General features: G+C 55.8%; 13 protein-coding genes. 6 read left to right on the top strand and 7 right to left on the bottom strand.

Features of this window, described 5'->3' with window-relative positions; all coding sequences use genetic code 11:
- Nucleotides 1–25 precede the first annotated feature (25 nt).
- Entirely contained in the window at nucleotides 26–2,410 is a 2,385-nt protein-coding gene (locus WJU16_RS20530; protein WP_341835280.1) for an ABC transporter permease, read from the top strand.
- Nucleotides 2,411–2,556: 146 nt separating this feature from the next.
- Complete coding sequence (locus WJU16_RS20525) at nucleotides 2,557–3,048, top strand: hypothetical protein (RefSeq protein ID WP_341835279.1); 492 nt, start codon at nucleotides 2,557–2,559, stop codon at nucleotides 3,046–3,048.
- Here WJU16_RS20525 and WJU16_RS20520 read toward each other — a convergent pair whose 3' ends face one another.
- Entirely contained in the window at nucleotides 3,049–5,643 is a 2,595-nt protein-coding gene (locus tag WJU16_RS20520; protein ID WP_341835278.1) for a cation-translocating P-type ATPase, read from the bottom strand.
- A gap of 139 nt (nucleotides 5,644–5,782) precedes the next feature.
- Between WJU16_RS20520 and WJU16_RS20515 the strand changes: the two genes are divergently transcribed.
- Nucleotides 5,783–6,652: a hypothetical protein gene (locus tag WJU16_RS20515; RefSeq protein ID WP_341835277.1), complete on the top strand. Its 870-nt coding sequence runs from the start codon at nucleotides 5,783–5,785 to the stop codon at nucleotides 6,650–6,652.
- On the opposite strand, the gene WJU16_RS20510 is transcribed toward WJU16_RS20515, so the two are convergent.
- A complete protein-coding gene (locus tag WJU16_RS20510) occupies nucleotides 6,643–7,557 on the bottom strand; it encodes a serine hydrolase (RefSeq protein WP_341835276.1) in 915 nt (304 codons plus the stop codon). The genes WJU16_RS20515 and WJU16_RS20510 overlap by 10 nt on opposite strands.
- A gap of 65 nt (nucleotides 7,558–7,622) precedes the next feature.
- On the bottom strand, nucleotides 7,623–8,519 hold the full coding sequence (locus WJU16_RS20505) for a class I SAM-dependent methyltransferase (RefSeq protein ID WP_341835275.1): 897 nt from the start codon (nucleotides 8,517–8,519) through the stop codon (nucleotides 7,623–7,625).
- A gap of 160 nt (nucleotides 8,520–8,679) precedes the next feature.
- On the opposite strand from WJU16_RS20505, the gene WJU16_RS20500 reads away from it, so the two are divergent.
- Nucleotides 8,680–10,179 (top strand): NAD(P)-binding domain-containing protein, encoded by a 1,500-nt coding sequence (locus tag WJU16_RS20500; RefSeq protein WP_341835274.1) that lies wholly within the window; start codon nucleotides 8,680–8,682, stop codon nucleotides 10,177–10,179.
- Between the two features lie 5 nt (nucleotides 10,180–10,184).
- Nucleotides 10,185–12,488 (top strand): response regulator, encoded by a 2,304-nt coding sequence (locus tag WJU16_RS20495; protein ID WP_341835273.1) that lies wholly within the window; start codon nucleotides 10,185–10,187, stop codon nucleotides 12,486–12,488.
- On the opposite strand, the gene WJU16_RS20490 is transcribed toward WJU16_RS20495, so the two are convergent.
- On the bottom strand, nucleotides 12,457–13,215 hold the full coding sequence (locus WJU16_RS20490; protein ID WP_341835272.1) for a LytTR family DNA-binding domain-containing protein: 759 nt from the start codon (nucleotides 13,213–13,215) through the stop codon (nucleotides 12,457–12,459). The two genes, WJU16_RS20495 and WJU16_RS20490, sit on opposite strands and share 32 nt — an antisense overlap.
- 39 nt (nucleotides 13,216–13,254) lie before the next feature.
- Entirely contained in the window at nucleotides 13,255–13,857 is a 603-nt protein-coding gene (locus WJU16_RS20485; RefSeq protein WP_341835271.1) for a histidine kinase, read from the bottom strand.
- A gap of 304 nt (nucleotides 13,858–14,161) precedes the next feature.
- Between WJU16_RS20485 and WJU16_RS20480 the strand changes: the two genes are divergently transcribed.
- Nucleotides 14,162–14,950 carry a hypothetical protein gene (locus WJU16_RS20480; RefSeq protein ID WP_341835270.1) on the top strand — a complete coding sequence of 263 codons (789 nt, stop codon included), beginning with the start codon at nucleotides 14,162–14,164 and terminating at the stop codon, nucleotides 14,948–14,950.
- A gap of 60 nt (nucleotides 14,951–15,010) precedes the next feature.
- On the opposite strand, the gene WJU16_RS20475 is transcribed toward WJU16_RS20480, so the two are convergent.
- Both WJU16_RS20475 and WJU16_RS20470 read right to left on the bottom strand, forming a co-directional pair.
- Nucleotides 15,011–16,588: a RagB/SusD family nutrient uptake outer membrane protein gene (locus WJU16_RS20475; RefSeq protein WP_341835269.1), complete on the bottom strand. Its 1,578-nt coding sequence runs from the start codon at nucleotides 16,586–16,588 to the stop codon at nucleotides 15,011–15,013.
- Between the two features lie 26 nt (nucleotides 16,589–16,614).
- The gene (locus WJU16_RS20470) at nucleotides 16,615–19,749 is read right to left on the bottom strand and encodes a TonB-dependent receptor (RefSeq protein WP_341835268.1); all 3,135 of its coding nucleotides are present in this window, start codon (nucleotides 19,747–19,749) and stop codon (nucleotides 16,615–16,617) included.
- Nucleotides 19,750–19,780 lie beyond the last annotated feature (31 nt).

The raw sequence follows: 19,780 nt of genomic DNA, 5'->3' as shown, positions 1-19,780 counted from the left end.
CATGCCAATTGGCGCATCGTAGCATATGATCCGCAACTACCTTAAAATCGCCTGGAGGAATCTCCTGAAAAACAAAACCTTCTCACTGATCAATATCGCGGGATTGTCGATCGGTATGGCTGTTGCCCTGATGATCGGGCTCTGGCTGCGCGATGAACTGACTTACAATAAAAATTTCGAACACTACGACCGGATTGTACAGGTGATGCAACACCAAACGTTCAACGGCGTCACCAACACCCAAACGGCCAATCCCTGGCTCATGGCCGAGGCCATCCGGGAAAAATACGGCAGCGATTTCAAGCACATTGTACAGGCTGGCTGGAACGACGGTTATGTGCTCTCCCACGATGGCAAAGGACAGACGCGCGTGGGCACCTTCTTCGAACCGGGGATTACGGAAATGCTATCGCTGGAGATGATAACGGGAACCCGCGACGGACTGAAAGATGTGAATTCCATCCTATTATCCGAAACTTCCGCACAGGCATTTTTTGGCGACAAGGAAGCCCTCGGTCAAATACTCAAACTCAACAACCAAATGCCCGTAAAAGTAACGGGCGTATATAAAGACCTTCCAGAGAATTCGGAGTTCGGCAACCTTCAGTTCATCTGTCCATGGTCATTGTTCCTCAACATCAATCCCTGGATCCGGGAAATGGACAACCCCTGGCGTTCGAATTTCACGCAAACTTACGCCCAGCTGGCCGATCATGCAGACCTGGCAACGGTTTCAGCGAAAATCCGGAACGTGAAGCTGGAAAAAGTCCGCGAAGAGGAGAAAGCCTTCAACGCACAGGTGTTTCTCTGGCCCATGGCTAACTGGCATTTATACGGTGAATGGAAAAACGGAAAGAATATCGGCGGGAGAATCAGCTCTGTGTGGCTTTTCGGGACGATCGGCATATTCGTGCTGCTGCTGGCCTGTATCAATTTCATGAACCTCAGCACCGCCCGCAGCGAAAAGCGCGCGCGGGAAGTGGGGATCAGGAAAGCCGTGGGCTCGCATCGCACGCAGCTCATCATGCAATTCTTCTGCGAATCCACCCTGCTCGCATGCTTCGGGTTCGTTTTATCGGTAGCGCTGGTACAGGCAGCCCTTCCCGCGTTCAATACCGTGGCGGGCAAGCATATGTCCATGCCGTTCGGTGAACCGGTGTTCTGGCTGGCAGGCGTGGCGATTATCCTCTTGACGGGCTTGCTCGCAGGCAGTTATCCCGCTTTATATCTTTCTTCATTCCAACCGGTGAAAGTATTGAAAGGGACGTTCAAAGCGGGCCGCAACGCCGCCATCCCGCGCAAGGCGCTGGTGGTATTGCAATTCACCGTGTCTGTCGTGCTCATCATCGGCACCATCATCGTTTTCAAACAAATCCGCCACGCGCAGGACCGGCCGGTGTCCTATAACCGGGAAGGCCTGGTGTACACATTCATGTCCACCAACGAATTGCGCTCGCACTATGATGTGATCCGCAATGACGCGATGGCGTCCGGCGCGGTGACGGAAGTCGCCAATGCTTCGGGGCCGCCTAACAACGTTCAGATGATCAATAACGGTTACACCTGGGAGGGAATGGCGCCGGGTGCGCAGGGCAATTTCGCGGCGGTGGACGTATCCCACGATTACGGCAAGGCGGTGCAATGGCAGGTAGTGCAGGGCCGCGACTTCTCGAAACAGTTTGCATCCGATTCCAACGGCGTTGTCCTGAACGAATCCGCGGTAGCGTTTATGCAGCTGAAAGATCCCATCGGCAAAACCATTAAGAAAGACGGTAAGCCCTATATTATCGTAGGAGTGGTAAAAGATATTTTGATGGGATCGCCGTATACACCGATATTCCGCACGATCTGGCATATCGACGGTGGCGGCGGCAACGTGTTCCTGATGCGCCTGAACCCGGATAAACCCACGGCGGAATCGCTGAAAAAGCTGGAAGCTGTTTTCGCGAAACATAATCCCGGCATGCCATTTATGTACGATTTCGTGGACGCGCAATACAAATTGAAGTTCGTTTCCGAGCAAAGAATTGGCCAGTTGTCCGCCTATTTCGCCGTGCTGGCGATCTTTATCAGTTGCCTGGGGCTCTTTGGCATGGCGAGTTTCATGGCGGAGCAACGCACCAAGGAGATCGGGGTGCGGAAAGTAATGGGCGCTTCGGTGTTCAGCCTGTGGCGGCTCATGTCTGCCGACTTCGCCGCCCTCGTGCTCATCGCCCTGGCGATCGCCGTTCCGGTAGGCTGGTTCGGTATGCAACGCTGGCTGAACAGTTATGAATACCGGACCGATATCTCCTGGTGGACGATCGCCCTGACCTGTATCGGCGCCATGAGCATCGCACTTTTTACCATCAGCACACAAAGCATCCGCGCGGCGATGACGGACCCCGTCAAGAGCCTGCGGTCCGAATAATCTTTTCTTCTATCGCTTGCAGGCGGCTCCGGAAACGGGGCCGTTTTGCTTTACAACCTGTCAAACCGCCATGCCAACACCCTAAACTGCCGCATACATACCTGGAAATAGTCCTACTATGCTATTTTTAAGAAAACCTGTCGCATATGGACTACTACATAAACGGTTTCGGGGCGATCGACCAGGAAAACCCGGCATCCTTTTACGACATTTATAAGGATTGGAAAGACGATTACCTAAATGTGGACCTTACCTTTACAGGCGCGCCCGTTTCCGAAGCGCTGCTCGTTAAAGTCGAAAATATATTGGCTCGTATCGATGAACTCGACCAGCAAAACAGGTCGCTTATTGAAGCCCAGGCTTTGCAGGAAGACGGCGGCATTATGGCGCAATACGCTGAAAAAGTATTGCAGACGCTGCAGCCCCAGTTTCACGACGCTTTCATCGACGGGCAGGACCCGGCTCCACCGCACATCCAGATGATGCGCAAACTAAAATTTAAAGGCATCAGCTTTGTGCCAGAGGATACTGATGTTTTCGCATGCTTTATTTATTGCCTCGACTGGAGGCATACGCATAAAACACTCAGTTGCTATTACTCCGAAAACTGCGAATGGCCGGATTTTTCCATTTATTGATTATTTCCGCATAAAAATCCCCGACAACAAACGCACCACCAGCAACGACGCCACGCTGAAACCCAGCGTCAGCCACCAGTCTATCGCCGGCATCATCTGCAACCGCAATGCTTTCGCTACGGGAGGAATGAAGAGGCAGAGCAAAGTAACGCCCGCACTGAGGAAGATCGATCCGATGAGATATTTGTTACGCATCACCGGGCCGCCGAGGAACTTCTCGCGCGGCTCTTTCATATTCAAAGCGTGCAGGAGCTGGGAAAGGATGAGCGTGTAGAAAAGTACGTTGTTCGCCGCCATCACATCCGTCGCTCCTTCCCGGAAATATTCCGCCGTAAACGCTGCGCCGAGGGCGCTTCCGCCGATGACGGCGGCATACACCCAGATCCAAGTCCAGCCGTTGCGGCTGAGGATAGGCTTGCGCGGGTCGCGGGGATGTTTCTGCATCACAGTAGCGTCGCCTTCCGTAAAACCTAATGCCATAGCGGGAAACACGTCTGTGATTAGGTTGATGAAAAGAATTTGAATCGCCACCAGTTGGAAAGGAATATTGAAAGTGGCGACCAGCCCGATAACCAGCAGCTCGCTCAAATTGCAGGACAAGAGGAAAATGATGAACCGGCGGATATTGGTGAAGATCACCCTACCCTGGCGCACCGCCATCACGATGGATGCAAATGCATCGTCTTTCAGCACCATATCCGCCACTTCCTGCGACACCTGCGTGCCCCGGATGCCCATTGCGATGCCGATATCCGCTTTCTTGAGCGCCGGCGCGTCGTTGACGCCGTCGCCCGTCATGGCTACGATGTGATGGTCTTCCTGCAAACCGTTCACCAGGTCTAGTTTTTGCTTCGGGCTAACCCGCGCAAAAACGGCGGCATTTTCCCAGACTTCCGGGGCTTTCTCCAACTCGCGCCCCGTTACCACGGGCTTCTGCCCTTCCCGCACGATATCCAGCTGCCGCGCGATCGTGGCCGCCGTGGCGGGATGGTCGCCCGTGAGCATCAGCACCCGGATGCCCGCGCCATGACATTCCCGGATCACTTCTTTTACGCCGGCGCGCGGCGGGTCCATGAAACCAGTTATGCCGAGAAACACCAGTTCTTCCAGCATTTCCCCGGGCTGGTCGTTCGCCTCCCGGATGGCGTAGCCGAGGGTTTTAAGTCCCGATGCCGCCAGTTGCTCCGTGGCTGCCATCCAAAACTGCCGGTCTTCGTCGGACAGCGGCGCCAGCGCCCCGTTTTTCCAGATTGCGGTACAGTAGCCGAGCAAGTCTTCCGTTGCGCCTTTGGCGGACACGCGGAATTGCTCCTCGCCCTGGTGCAGCGTCGCCATCACGCGGGTGTCGGAGTTGAAGGGGGCTTCATCCAGCTTTTTGAAGCCTTCGCGGATGATCTCCGCGTTGTCTCCCGTTTCGTCCGCGAACTGCAGGAGGCTCACTTCTATGGGGTCGCCGATTTCTTTATCACCGTCGATTATGGCGTTATTGCACAATACGGCCGTTTCCCGGAGCAGGCGGAAGGCGTCGTTTTCCGGGGCTTCTTCGCTCTGCTTCCAGGTGGCTCCGGGCTGCTGCGCTTCGGTGACCTGCATTTTATTTTCCGTGAGGGTGCCGGTTTTATCGGTACAGATGACCGTGGTGGCGCCGAGGGTTTCCACAGCCGAGAGTTTTTTGACAATTACATTTTGCCGCGCCATCCTGATCATCCCCCTTGCCAGGCTGAGCGTAGCCACTACGGGCAGGCCTTCGGGGATGGCCGCCACGGCCAGCGCGATGGAGGTTTTCAGCATTTCCAGGATGGGCACCTGGTTGAGGACGCCCGCGCCGAAGATCAGGATAACGATCACCACCGTGATGCCGATCAGGCGCTTGCTGAAGCTTTCCAGCTTCTTTTCCAGCGGCGTGGCGGACTTCTGCGCCCCTGCCACCAGGTGCGCGATATGCCCCAGCTCGGTTTTCATGCCGGTGGACGTCACCAGCACCCTGGCATTGCCGTTGCGGATGAAGGTGCCTTTATATACCATGTTAGACCTTTCGGCCAGGGGCGTGTCTTCCGGCAGCTCGCCGGGGGATTTGTCGACCGGGAGGGATTCACCCGTGAGGGCGGACTCGTCGGCCTGAAGGCTCGTGGCTTCGAGCAGGCGGCCGTCGGCCTGGACCATATCGCCGGCATCGAGCAGTAGGAGGTCGCCCGGGACGATGGCGGTGGAGGGGATTTCGGTTATTTTGCCGCCGCGGAGCACGCGGGCGGTTTGGGTGGTCATCTGCCGGAGGCCGTCCATGGCTTTTTCCGCCTGGAATTCCATGATGAAGCCGATGAGGGCGTTGAGAAGGATCACCACGGCGATGGCGATGGCGTCCAGCCACTCCCGGAAGAACAGGGACATGCCCATGGCGATGAGCAGGAGGTAAATCACGGGGCTCATGAACTGGTGGAGGAGGATCAGCCAAAGAGATTCCCGTTGGGTGGCGGAAAGTTCGTTGGGCCCGTGCTCGGCCAGGAGCTGTTCCGCTTTTTCAGGGGAAACGCCCGCAGAGGGGTTTGTCCCGAACTGCCGTAGCAATTCATCGGTTGCAATAGGGTGAAAATCCATGCGGCAAGTATTAGTATGTCAAGACTTTACAAATCAGCAACAAATTTGTTTCCGAAACGATGACACGAACATGATTTTATATGGAAAATTCGTTGTAAATTAAATTCAACATTCAGACTACCTATAACTGTTACATCATATGCCAGCGCGTATCTTAGCTCTCGTGTGTGTTTTCGTCATGCAGACCCCCGTTCTGCAGGCGCAAAACCTTCATTTTGACGGCATTTATTCCGCCAGGACCGGTCATGTGTCCGATCAATCCGCAGACGTCCACACTTACCTTCGTTTTTACCCCGATGGGGCAGTAATTCTGCAATCCGTGACATCCGACGACGCCCGGAGCGTGGCGGGATGGTTCGGCCGTTACAGGAAATACGCGCAAAAAGGGACCTATACGGTGCAGGATGGCCAGCTGGTCATGCACCTCTCCAACGAAAAAGCCATCACTACCGGGCAGGCCGGAGGTACTTCCACATACCTCCATGGCAAACTGGTGGACGGCCGGCTCGAACTGACCGATACCACCGATTGCAGCGAATTCAGCTACGCCTTCCACGCCGTACAGGACACCACCGTTGTGAAATACAACCGTTACCAGCCTGAACTCCGTCTTGCCGGCGAATGGTTTATCCGGGAAGGCGTGCGCGACGCGAAGCAACAAGTCACTTTCACCAATGCCGACTCCACCGTTATAGCGATCTGCGTCATGCCCGGCGAAGCGTTGGATGTATTCGTACGCGAGCGCACCGATTTTGAAAATGCCCTTGCCTATTACAACTGGGACAGCCGCACGCTTCGCGACGAAGCCCGTATGACCGTCCGCAAGCTCTCTGAAAACCGTGAAAAAGCCTATATCTGCTGGCAAGCGAAAAACGGGCAGCAGAACATGTATTTCCTGTTCGGCACCCGCGGCAATCTCCTCTTTAATTGCATGATCAAAGCCCCGGACATGCCGGAGCAGGAAAAGATCGATCTCCTCGAGAAAGTCTACGAAATGAATCACTTGTAAACCGTATACAACGGCTTCCAATTGCTCTTCGGTTCAAAATGATTCCAGATCACGGCGGAAACGTTGCGGATCAGGACCACGGCTTCATTGTCATCCGCCCAACGCTGATCCTTATTATTTTTCGTGGCTACATGGAAAACATAATCGCCGTGCGGCGCATTCACCAGCACCACTTCCGACCGCGTAGCGTCTACCGATCCCGTTTTATGGGCGGCCTGCACATAGGGCGGAATCTGGGATAGAGAGGATTCGTCGTAATATCCCCTGCACATCAGGCGGTACATGCGGTCGCTCGCTGCCGGACTGATGATTTCCCCCTTAAAGATCATTTTGACCAGGCGCGCCATTTCGCGGGGTGTGGTCTGCCCCCATCCGTAGATTTTCCAGATGTCCTGGCGGCCGGGAGTGCGGGAATTGACGCGGGTATTTTTGAAACCGTATTGTTCCATGATCTCGTTCACGCGCTGGCCGCCGCCCGCGAGGGCCTGGTTCCAGAGCGAGGTGGTATTGTCGCTGTACGACATCATGAGCGCGGCCAGCACGCTCACTTCCGTGGCCGCGCTGTCTTTAAAGAACTGCATGATCCCCGAGCCGCCGTACTTCGCGGAATCGCGGTACACCCTCGGCTGGTGGTATTTGAGCTCCCCTTTCTCGATTTTATCGAACAATCCCACCAGCAACGGTACTTTTACAATGCTGGCAGTAGGAAATACCGTGTCGGCGTTGATAGCCACGAAGCGGCCCGTTTTGAGATGCTCGACGTAAATGCCCACCTCGCCGTGAAAGGCGCCGGCCAATTCCGTGAGTTTGGCGGTAAGTTTACGGTCTTCTTTCTGGGAGAATGCCGCAACCGGCAGTATCAATCCAAGGCAGAGGAGGCGGAGGTAATTGCGATAGTTTGGCATGGTGGAACATCCCGGGTTTGGTTAGGATGTCCCAAAATAAAAAAAATCGCGGGCTTTGCCTATGATTACACGCTCACATGCAGGAATAGGTTCACGCCTTCGGGCTCTCGCTCCACTTTGATTTTTTCCGGAGCTGCGCCGGCACGAAGCGCCAGTTCGCGCAAATGCGTAGCGGAACGGTGGATGAGGTACCATTCGCTGATGATCTCCATGTATCCGCGTGTGGGGTTATGGTCGCCGAAATTGCCGACAATTACTTCGCCACCGGGTTTCGCCCATCCCATCATCTTTTGCAGCAGGCGAACGAAAACCCCGTCTTCGAAATAATCGAACAGGCCCGCGCTCCATACGATATCGAATCGCTGGTGGGTATCGAACCGGAACACATTGCGGTGGATGAATTCCACCTGGTCCAGGTGCGCCGCATTCAGTTCCGTGGCATATGCGATGGCCTTGTCGTCGGCTTCCACACACATCGTCCGCAGCCGCGAGGGATCGATGCGGGCGTAGGCTTCCGCCAGGTCGCGGCCGGGGCCGCTGGCAATATTGAGCAGGCTGGCGGATGTTGTGCCACGGAGCGTTCTGCGGATCATGCGGATGAAGTAATCCTTGCGGTTGCGGACAGCGCGGGTGGCGGGTTGTTGATGCCAGAACTCGTCCCATTTGCGGAGTTGCCGGTCGGCCGTTACTTCTTCGCGGTAGATTTTATCGATGATGAGAAAATCGCCGGCGTAGCCGAAGGGTTTGGCGCGTGCGTGGCCGAGGATGGTATGGCCGATTTCTTCGTGGGAACCAAAGCCCTGGTACAAGGCTGCTTTGTCTGTTTCCGAAAGCTCACCGGCCCGGAGGGATGCGGCGATGGATTCGAAGACTTCGTTAAGCGCCGCGTATTCGCGCGCTTCGGGGCCGCCGTTGCTGATGATGCGGCGCAGGAATTGGTAGGAAGAGGTGGTTGCTAACATAATGGGGTAACTTTTTTGTAAAAGTGCGGCAACGTTCCCTGTCGCGGGGAGCGCAATTAACGGGAACCGCTTTTGGGTTAACCGGGAGGCCGCAATCATTAATCGGTCCGCCGGAACCGGCGGGCGCACCGCTAATTTCACGGTACTAAACCCCACTGTTATGCAACACATCGGCATCATCGGCGCAGGCCTGAGCGGCCTGGCTACTGCGAAAACCTTTCTCCGCGCGGGATACCGCGTCACCATCATCGAAAAGGCCGCCGCCATCGGTGGCGTATGGGAAAAGAGCCGCTCCTATCATGGCGTAGCCACCCAAACCACCCGCGACGAATACGCCTTCTCCGACTTCCCCATGCCCAAGGATTATCCCCTCTGGCCCTCAGGCGAACAGGTACAGCTATACCTCCATGCCTACGCGGAACACTTCGGCGTACTGCCCAATATCCGTTTCAACACGGCCGTCTCGTGGCTGCGGCGGGAAGACCACGCCTGGCTGGCCGATGTCACCGACCTTCCGTCCGGACAAACCGATACGCTCACTTTCGATTTCGTGGCCGTGTGCACCGGCACTTTCAGCACCCCGAGCATCCCTGACTTCCCCGGCGCGGATACGTTCAAAGGAAAAATCCTCCATTCCAGCCAGGTGGCCGGTCCGGATATACTGAAAAACAAACGCGTTGCCGTGGTGGGATTCGCCAAATCCGCTACCGACGTGGCCACGCTGGCGGCCGACAACGCCACCGAATGCCACCTGTTGTTCCGAAAAGCACAATGGAAAGTACCGCGTTACTTCGGCAACCTCATCAATATGCGTTACCTGCTTTTCTCGCGCTTCTCCGAAGCTTTCTTCAACGCACCCCGCAAAACCGCGTTCCAGAAATTCCTGCACAGCGCAGGCAAACCGATGGTCTGGATGCAATGGCGCGGACTGGAATTGTTGCTGAAAAAACAATTCAACCTCAAGGCCTGTAATATGCTCCCTTCCCATAAAATAGAAGACCAGATCAGCTGCAGCCTCGGCGTGGCGCCCGTCGGGTTTTATGAAAAGGTGAAAAGCGGTGCTATCCGGGCGCAACAAACGAAAATCGCGCGGATCGACGGCGATACGATCCATCTCGCGAACGGCTCCACGATCCAGGCCGACTTACTTGTTTGCGGAACAGGCTTCCGTCAAACCCTGCACTTCCTCGACGAGCAAGACCGCAAACATATTATCGGCGAAAAAGGCCACTTCCGACTGTTCCGCAACATAGTACACCCCAATGTCCCGAACCTTGGATTCGTGGGATACAATTCCAGCCTGTTCACTACCCTCACATCCGAAGTGGCAGCCCATTGGCTGCTGCGTTACGCACAAGGAAGTTTGCGCCTTCCCGCTCCCGAACAGATCCGCGACGATATGGCTTATATGGACAACTGGCGGAAAACAGGGCGGCCAATTGCCGGGGAGTTCAGTGGCACCTGCGTGGCGCCTTTCAACTTCATGCATCTGGATCAGCTGATGCGGGACATGGGCCTGCGCACAACTGCCACCCGTTGGATTCCTTACGAATTTTTTAAGCCCATCAACCCGAAAGATTATCGTATTTTACTGGGAGATTCCCCGAAGGAAATACCCCGGTCGCGGACGGCCGTTCGTCCTGCAGACGCCATTGCCTGAAAAACATGAAAGCAACTGATCAAATTGCAGCATTGAAAAACCGGATCAGGGAACTGGAAGCTGCCGCTTCCGCCCCGCATCCTCTGCCAACTACCGATGCCCCCTCCGTCAAAGTTCCGGCGGAGTTCAGTCCTTATTTCCGCGCTGCGGAAGAAAAAGTGAAAGCGTATTTCTCCGACATCCGCATGCGCCCATCCGAAGGCACCATCGAGATTTCGGACGAGCGATATGTATTGGTGAGGGCTTCGGCTTTTTCCAAAGATTTTCTCGACAGCATCATGCACTTGTATGCCGACCGCAGCCAGATCGAGGCTTTCGGTATCGGGCGCGATTTCCTGTTCGATATTTCGCATGCCATCGGCATCAACGACGCCAAGGCTTTTCACGCCAAAATGAATGTCACCGACCCGTTGTCGCGCCTGTCGGCGGGGCCGGTGCATTTCGCTTATACGGGCTGGGCTTTTGTGGACATCCTGCCCACCAGTTCGCCCACGCCCGACGATAATTATTTCCTGCATTACCACCATCCGTTTTCGTTTGAAGCGGATGCGTGGGTGCGGGCCGGCGCAAAATCGGATGCACCGGTATGCATCATGAGCGCGGGATATTCCACGGGCTGGTGCCAGGAAAGCTTCGGGCTGCCGCTCACCGCCGTGGAAGTCAGCTGCCGCGCGAAGGGAGACGCGCAATGCACCTTCGTGATGTCGCCGCCGCATAAGATGAACGAGCATCTCAAAAGATTATCGCAGGAAAGCGGTGCCCCGGCGGCTTCCGTGAGCCAGGCAGATATTCCGACTTTCTTCCTCCGGAAAACCATTGAAGAACAACTGGAAAAAGCGCGGGTGATGGCGGAAGATTCGTCGAAAGCGAAATCGGAGTTTGTGGCGAACATGAGCCATGAGCTGCGAACGCCGCTGACCGCCATTCTGGGTTTTACGGAACTGTTGAAGAAAACGCGGTTGTCGTCACGGCAGAACGAATACCTGGAAGCCATTTGTACGTCGGGCAGCAATTTATTGTCGACCATCAACGACATCATGGACCTCAGCAAGCTGGACGCCGGTAAAATCACGGTGGCCGCGGCGCCGCTGAACATCCCGCAGATGTTACATGCCATTGGCCTCATGCTCGATCCCAAAGTACGCAGCAAGGAGCTGGAATATACCTGCACAATCAGCGAGCCACTCGCGCAGCCGCTCCTGGGCGACAGCATGCGCGTGTCCCAGATATTGCTCAACATCATCGGCAACGCCGTCAAATTCACCGAAAAAGGCAGCATCGCCATCACCTGTACCGTCGAAGCGGACACTCCTCATTCCCTGCGCGCCGTGTTCCGTATCCGCGACACCGGCATCGGGATTTCCGCCGCCAAACAGGCCGCCGTTTTCGAGCGGTTCACCCAGGCAGATACGGCTATCTCCCGGAAGTTCGGCGGGTCGGGGCTGGGCCTCGCCATCGCGCGGGAGCTGGCGCAGATCATGGGCGGTTCCATTTCGCTGGAAAGCAAGCCGGGAAAAGGAACGGAGTTTATCGTGAAACTTCCTTTCGTAAAAGCCGCGTCGTTCGGGGAACAGCGCCAGCCCGAAGCTGCCGCCGCAGGGGGCGCGGGTTGCAGGGTTTTAGTGGTGGAAGACAATGTCCTCAACCAAAAAATGACCCGGCTCATGCTGGAAAACAACGGCTACACGGCATTCGGCGTCAACAGCGGAACCAAAGCCCTCGCCTGGCTGCGTAAGAATACCGTCGATCTTATTCTCATGGACATCCAGATCCCCGGGATGGACGGATACGCCGCCACCCGCAAGATCCGCGAGGAGCTGGCGTTGCAGATCCCCATCGTGGCCATCACCGCACACGCTTTCAGCGGTGAAAAGGAAAAATGTCTCGCCGCGGGAATGAACGGATACCTGTCCAAACCTTTTCGCGAACAGGAACTGCTGAGCGTCATCGCCGGCAACCGGCCTGCTTCCGTGGCGGATCTCCGCTTCCTCCGTGAGCAAACGCGCTACAACGCAGCGTTCATGCAGGAGATGATCCGCACCTTTTTGCAGCAAGCCCCCAAAGACATCAAAGCCCTCGAAAAAGCCGCAGCCGCCGGCAACGGGGAACAACTCTACAAAATCGCGCATACCCTGAGCACTTCCGCAGGCTTTTTCGGACTGGCAGAGCATATCGGCGCGGAATTGCGCGCCCTCCAGCAAAACCGGACAGCCGCGCCCGCACAACTGCAAAAAATCAGGCAAGTGATGGAACAGGCGATGGAAGAACTGCGGCAGCTTACACCATCCGCTTTGTCATCAATGTCATGAAATCTTCCTTCTTTTTAGGGGAAATGGCGACCATCGCGCCGTCGCTCATGATGGCGTAGCCACCGTCGGTCTTCACCCAGCGTTTTACATCTTTCAGGTTGATGATGTTGGAATTGTGAATGCGGAAGAAACCGTATTCCTGCAAGGTGTTTTCGTATTCTTTCAGGTTGCGGCTCACCATGATCTGCCGGCCGTCTTTTAGGAAAAAGATGGTATATGGGCCCTTGGCTTCGAGGCGGATGATGGTCGAAAGCGGCACGAAATCAACGCCTTCCGAAGTGGAAAGGCTGATGCAGAAATCGTCGCCCGCGGGGCGGGAAATATTTTTAAGGAGGAGGTCGAGGCGGTTATCTTCGCCGGTGGATTCCATTTGCCGGAGGGCTTTGGCGACTGCTTCCTGCAGCTCGTCGTAGGCGATGGGCTTGAGGAGGTAATCGACGGCGGAGAATTTGATGGCGCGGATAGCGTAGTGGTCGAACGCCGTGGTGAAGATGACGTGGAACTTATGGCCGGAAGCGCGCTGCAACACATCGAATCCCGTGCCCGTCTGCATTTCGATATCCAGGAATACCAGCTGCGGGGAAAGGGTTTCGATCATCTGCACCGCTTCGTCGACAGTGGACGCGGTGCCGGCGAGCTCCAGCTGCGGGCAGTGCTCGCGGACCATATTGGAAAGAAACTCGCGGCTCAGGATTTCATCTTCCACAATGAGCGCTTTGCATTTCATATAAGGGTTTTGAGGTGGTAACAAGATACGGTGTTTTTTTCATCGGATGGTGACGACGGTCGTGTTTTCGCGCCCCGATCCGTCGACAGCCTTCCGGCTTTCGAGCCGGATGTTCCGGGTATGGAGGGCGTTGAATCGGTTGATGCGTTCTTCGAGCATGGCGGCATGGCTTTCCATGTCTTTTCCGAAATGCCCGTTAATGCCGTTGTCGGTGATTTCCATGCGGATACTGTCTCCTTCCGGTCTTACTTCTATGCGAATCATTCCTTTTTCCGAGCGGTCGAGATGGAGCACGCCTTTGTAGAGTGCTTCCTCCACCAGGTGATGCGTAAGGAAAGGAGGCACTTCTTCCAGTCCGGCATCGCCTAAAGTCATGATAACGAAATCGAAACGATCGGGGAAGCGATATTGCTCCAGCAAGAGGTAATCGCGCACCAGTTCCGTTTCGTCGTGCAGCTGGATGGCCGTTTCGTCGCCAAACTGTATCATTTTGCGGAGAAACGCCGAAAACCTCCCGATGTATTGAAGGGAAGTTTTTTTATCGTCCAGACTGATAAAATACTGGATGGAATTGAGGGAGTTGAAGAGAAAATGGGGGTTGAGCCTCGCCTGCAACAATTTCAATCCCAACAAACCCTCCATTCTCTCCAATTCAGCCCCTTGCTTGCGGAGCAGTTCTGCCTGAGCCGTCAATCGTTTACGCAGCCGGACCGTACATCCATACGATCTTACCCCCCACATGATCAACAGCCCCGATGCGACCGCGCCGAATATCCAACCTGTTATCATAGAACAACTCCTCTGCTTTGACAACGAAGTTGACGAAATAAACGACTGTAAAGAACAGGAAATTAACGGATGCGGGGTTTGGGTTAACGGATTTGCCTCCGGAGGCTATGAGGTTTCCCGGATTATCGTATATTTCCGGGGTATTATATCCTATCCTATGAAGAAAATCCTGTTGATCGCATTGGGAGCGGTGTGTTCCGTACACACCTCCGCCCAGGAAAACCTCGCGATGATCGCCGATTCCATCCGTGCGGAAGGAATGCTCCTCTACCAACACATCCAGATCTGCAAAACCGGTATCGAACTGATAGAAGCCGATACCACGGGCCGCGTATCGCTCCGCGCCAGCGATTACCTCAGCTACCGCAATGGCCAGGAGTTTACCCTGATCATGCCCCACCGCGGTTCCAGCCAAAACCCCGTGGTCACCAGTTTCCGGTTCGACGCATCCGGCAGGCCGCAAACCGCACACATGGAAGTTGGCCGCCACATGACCGCCCAGGAAACCGCCATCTGGGAACTCTGGAACCTGGTAACCGACATGCTGAAGACCGACCCTGGCTTCAAAAAAGTGCGCGACACCTACTTTTCCGTGGTGCCCATCGTGGAAGGTAACACCCGGAAAGTATACGTGATGTCGGTTCCCGTGCGCAGCAACGTTTTCGTGCTGGGGAACGATTACCTGCTGGAGTTCGACCAAAACAACACGCTTGTCAACCGCACCGAATTCCATACCAACCCGCTCATGGTGCCCCATGGCCGCAAATCCTCCGGGCATATCCACGGAAAATCCAATTCCCCATACATCTCCGCCACGGATATCTGCACGCTCATGCTATATCCCAAAGCGTTCGACCAGCCATCGCTGCGGGTAGTTTCGCCCACGCATGTTTCTGAGTGGGACATGGCCAGCAACACGCTCTACATCGAGCCGCGGATGAACTAATAAAAAACAGGCAGACCATAAATCGCAACGGCCTGCCTGCACCAAAATACACGATTCCACCTAGTTCCAACTATTGGCGACATCATTCGCCACATTGGGGTTGGTATCTTTTTCCTGCTGCGGAATGGGCAGCAGTACATGTTTATCCTGGAAAGTTTCCGCGCCATACTGTGCTTTCAGTTCGGCGTTGAGGACGGTTTTGATCACGCCCCAGCGCAGCAGGTCGAAGTACCGGCTCTGCTCACCCGACAGTTCGAGCTGGCGCTCGCGCATGAGGATCGCGGTGGCGTTGGCTTTGTTTCCGAGCGTAGTGTACTGGAACGCCCCCACCCTGCCGCGTACCTGGTTGATGAAAGGCCGCGCGGCTTCGGCATTGTCTTCCTGGATGTATATTTCCGCCAGCATCAGCAGCACATCCGCATAACGGATCACCAGCGAATTCACACCACTCGCGGGCCCACCATAGCTTTTCACATTTTCATAATATTGGTACTTCCTCCAGCGGTAACCTCCCTGGCTTTCCGCAAAGGGATATGCCTGCGTACCTTCCGGGCACTGGTTGCAGTAATCCGTTTTGCCACCGCTGGCCGCATCACCATAGAACACCGATTTGGCGCGCGGATCGGTGTAGGGCAACCCGGCCTGGGTAGTGTATTTGAACGCTTTCACGAGTGATTCGGACACGAACACGTTCCGCCAATCGTTGAAGCCGTATTCCTGCGCGCGGTCGCTGTGGGTGGCTTTGCCGCCCCAGGTTTCCTGTCCGCCAAAAACATAATACTGGTTACCGATACCCCAGTCGGTCCACCGGGCATGCATCACCTGGAAAATAATCTCGGGATTAGACTGGCTGGATTCGGTGAAGAGGGCGTCGTAACTTCCGCTCAGCGCGTAGGTGTAAGGCGCCTGGGTGAGCGGTTGTAATGTGGTACGCGCATCGGCCCACTTTTTCTGATACAGGTACACTTTCCCGAGCAGCGCGGTGGCCGCGCCTTTGGAGACACGCCCCAGGTCGCCGGCGGCCTGGTCTTTCGGGAAAGGAAGATCGGGGATGGCGGCGTTGAGATCGTTTTCCACGGCGGTCCAGATTTCAGCGGTAGTACTGCGTTTCGGGTACAGGTTGCCGATGTTCTCATCGTAACTGTTGCGCAGCGGCGCCCTGCCCCAAAGCATTACCAGGTGGAAATTCGCGTAGGCGCGGAGGAATTTCGCCTCGGCGATATATTGCTTCTGCAACTGCTGGTCGGCTGCGGCAGCGGGCGCCCAGGCCGTAGCCCTATCGATCACCACATTGGCACGCAACACCAGCCGGTACATCGACGCCCACATGTTCGTCAATATGCTATTGGCGGGCGTGAAAGTAAAGTCCGAAAGGGGACGAATGTCTCCCTGCAACGGCGCATCCCTTTCCGCATCATTCCCCATAAGATCGAAAATAAAATAGTATTCGCGCGACCACATCCCGTTGTGGAGCAGTACCGCGTATGTGGCGATCACGGCTTCGTTCAGCTGCGCGGCGCCCGTGAAATAGTTGTCGTAGCCGTAAGCGCCGGGGTTTTCCACGTCCAGCCTCGACTTGCTGCACCCGAACCCTGCGAGCACGAGCGCGGTCAGTATAATGGAGATTATCTTTTTCATGTTGAAAATGGTTTCGTGTGATGGAATTATAGTCCTACCTGCAATCCGAACAACACTGTTTTCGGCTGGCCCAACTGCCCGCGGTCGATGCCGCGCGCGAAGATGAAGTTGGAGCCCGAAGGCGCGCTGATCTCCGGATCATAACCGCTGTACTTAGTGAGCGTGATCAGGTTTTCTCCCGACACATACAGCCGCAGGCTGCTTACCACGCCTTTGCTGAAGCTGTTCAGGAAACTGCGGGGGAAAGTGTATCCCACGGTGATCATCCTTACACGCATGTAATCGCCTTTCTCAGTATAAAAATCGGAAGGTTGCAGGTTGGCCGTCTGGTTCTGCCCGGCGCGGGGATACTTCGCCACATCGCCCGGCTTGCGCCAGCGCTGGAGCATCTCCGTGCTCACGTTGTGCAGGGCCGAAGTGCCCATCAGCACGTAATTCTGCTCTTTATACAGCGTTACGCCCGACACGCCGGCGAACGCCGTATTGAAATCAAAATTTTTATAACCCAGACTCACTGTTCCGCCGTACACGAACTTAGGAATAGGGTTGCCGAGAATGGTCATATCGCCATCATCGATAAAGCCGTTGCCGTTGATATCCCGGAAAAGGAAATCACCGGGTTTGGCGTCCGCCTGGTACACGGCGGTGGGATTGCCGGTGGCTTTACGTGCATTGTCGTTGTACCGGTCGATGTCCGCCTGGTCGATGGCGACATGATCCACCAGCCGGCCATAGAACGAACCAATGGGATGGCCTTTCGCCGTGTAGGTAGCCGCGCTGTTTTGGTTGAAGGCGCCGTCGCGGATGGGGGCGGCGAATTCGTTCCCCAACGAGTTCACGATGTTTTTGTTGTAACCTCCGTTGACGCCGATGCTATAGCTGAAACCTCCCGCGGTTTCGTTCTTGTAATTGAGTGCCATCTCCACGCCCGTATTCTGCGCGGAAGCCGCGTTGCTCGCCAGCGTGGGACTTCCCGTAGCGGGGCCCGCGCCTGTAGAGTTGGGAATCGGCACGTTCACCAACAGGTCGTTGTTCTTGCGGCGATACCAGTCGAACGTTACGCCGAGTTTGTTGTTGAACATGCTCAGGTCGAAGCCCGCGTTAGTTTGCACGGTTTCCTCCCACTTTAGGTTGGGATTGGAAATAGCGTTGATGGTGGTACCGGAAAAGAAACCTTCGCCAGGGCCGAAACTATATACCAGGTTGCCGGTAGGGCTCCCGCTATAGGTGAGCGGTGATGTCTGGAACGCGCCGATGTTGTTGTTCCCCGTCTTACCCCAGCTCACCCGCACTTTCAGGTCGGAAATGAATGCGGCGGATTTGAGGAATTCTTCGTTGGATGCATTCCAGGCCAGGCCCACGCCGGGGAAATTCCCGAATTTGTTGGCGGGGCCGAATACGGAAGAGCCGTCGCGGCGGATACTGGCCGTGAGCACATATTTATCGTTGTAACTGTAGACCAGGCGCCCGAAGTACGAAATTCCCACGTTGTTGTTACCGTATCCGGCATTGGCGCCGGTTACGGTGTTGGACAGCGCCACGGAAATATTGCGCACCAGGTCGTTGGCGATTCCTGTGCCCTGCGCGCGGAGGAAGGAACTGCGGCCGCGGTCTTTGTAGGAATTTCCGACGGTGACTTCCAGGTTATGTTTCCCGAAGCCCTGGTTCCAGGTGGCGTAATTTTCGAGCAGGTACCAATTGAAGCTGGAATGCGATTCGGTGGCGGAACGGCCAGTCGCCAGGTCGTTGCCGTCGATGAAAGGCAGCTGGTAATCGCTGGTATTGTTGCCGCCATACGACAGCGCGATCTGCGAGCGCACGCGCAGCGATTTGAAAGGCCTGATCTCACCAAAGAACTGCGGGTACAGCAGATAATTCCGGTTGACGGATTCTTTAGTCATGATGGGCGCCAGCGGGTTGCCCGCATTGCTCAGGTCGAGGACGTTCGTGGCGGCCGTGAAGCCTCCCTGGCGGGAGGGGTCGTAAACATGGAAGTACGGCGGCATATAGAGCGCGGCCGTGAGGTCGGCGGAATTGCCGGTATTGCGGAGGAACTGCGCGCTGAGGGATTGCCCGAAACGGAAAATGCCCAGCCTTTCCTCCAGACCGATGCGGAAGTTGGCCGCGCGGTAACGGTAATTCTGCACCACGGATTCCTGGTTGATGTAGCCCGCGGAAAAATTATACAAAATATGATCCGTCCCGCCGTTTACGCTTACCGCGTTGTTGGACAGCCCGCCGGTGCGGAAGATGGCATCCTGCCAGTCGGTGCGCGTGATATCGATATCCGGGCTGTTGAATTTGGCGGGCAGGGTGGCCGATTGCGCGGTGGCGTAATCCTGCGCCAGTTCGTGGTATTGCGCGGCGTTCAGCACGTCGAGCTTCTTGCCTCTTTTGGCGAAGCCCCATTGCGATGAAAAGGTGACGCGCGGCGCGCCGGACTTCCCTCTTTTGGTGGTGATCAGCACCACGCCGTTGGCTGCGGCGGCGCCGTAAATCGCGGTGGAAGCGGCGTCTTTGAGGATGGTGATGCTTTCGATGTCCTGGGGGTTAATGGCATTGAAAAGGCCGGCGTCGCCCTGGATACCGTCGATGACGTAGAGCGGGCTTACACTGGTGAAGGATCCGACGCCACGGATGACGATATTGGCGCCGCTGCCGGGCGTACCGCTGGCATTCACCACCTGCACGCCGGTGGCTTTGCCCGCGAGGAGCTGGCTGGGCGTGGTGGCGGAGTTGTTACCGAAGTCTTTGCTGGAAATGGTGTTGATGGCGCCGGTCACGTCCTTTTTGCGGGCCGTGCCGTATCCGATTACGACCACTTCGCTGAGGTCCTGGTTTACTTTCAGGATGATTGCGATGCTGTTCCTATCGCCGACGGGAACAACCTGGGTAAGGTACCCCACGTAGGAAACATTCAGTGCGGCATTGGATTTTACGGTAATCGTGTAGTTCCCCTGTTCGTCGGAATACACGCCGTTGCCCGTGCCCGACTCCTGGATGGAAGCCGCTACCAGGGGCTTGCCGCCTTCGTCGGTCACGCGGCCGGTTACTTTCACCTGCGCCATGGCCGCCATGCCGCCCAGCAGGCACAAACAGAGTAATGCGACGGCTTTCCGGAATACGGTCCGCCGTACCTTTGAGGGTATTTTTTGTTGCATGTTTTTCATTTTAAGTGGAATTGTGGAATGA

Origin of the sequence: Chitinophaga pollutisoli, assembly GCF_038396755.1 — a bacterium.
Taxonomy (GTDB): domain Bacteria; phylum Bacteroidota; class Bacteroidia; order Chitinophagales; family Chitinophagaceae; genus Chitinophaga; species Chitinophaga pollutisoli.
Note: the sequence above shows the minus strand (reverse complement) of the source record. Positions and strands in the feature narration are given on the sequence as shown.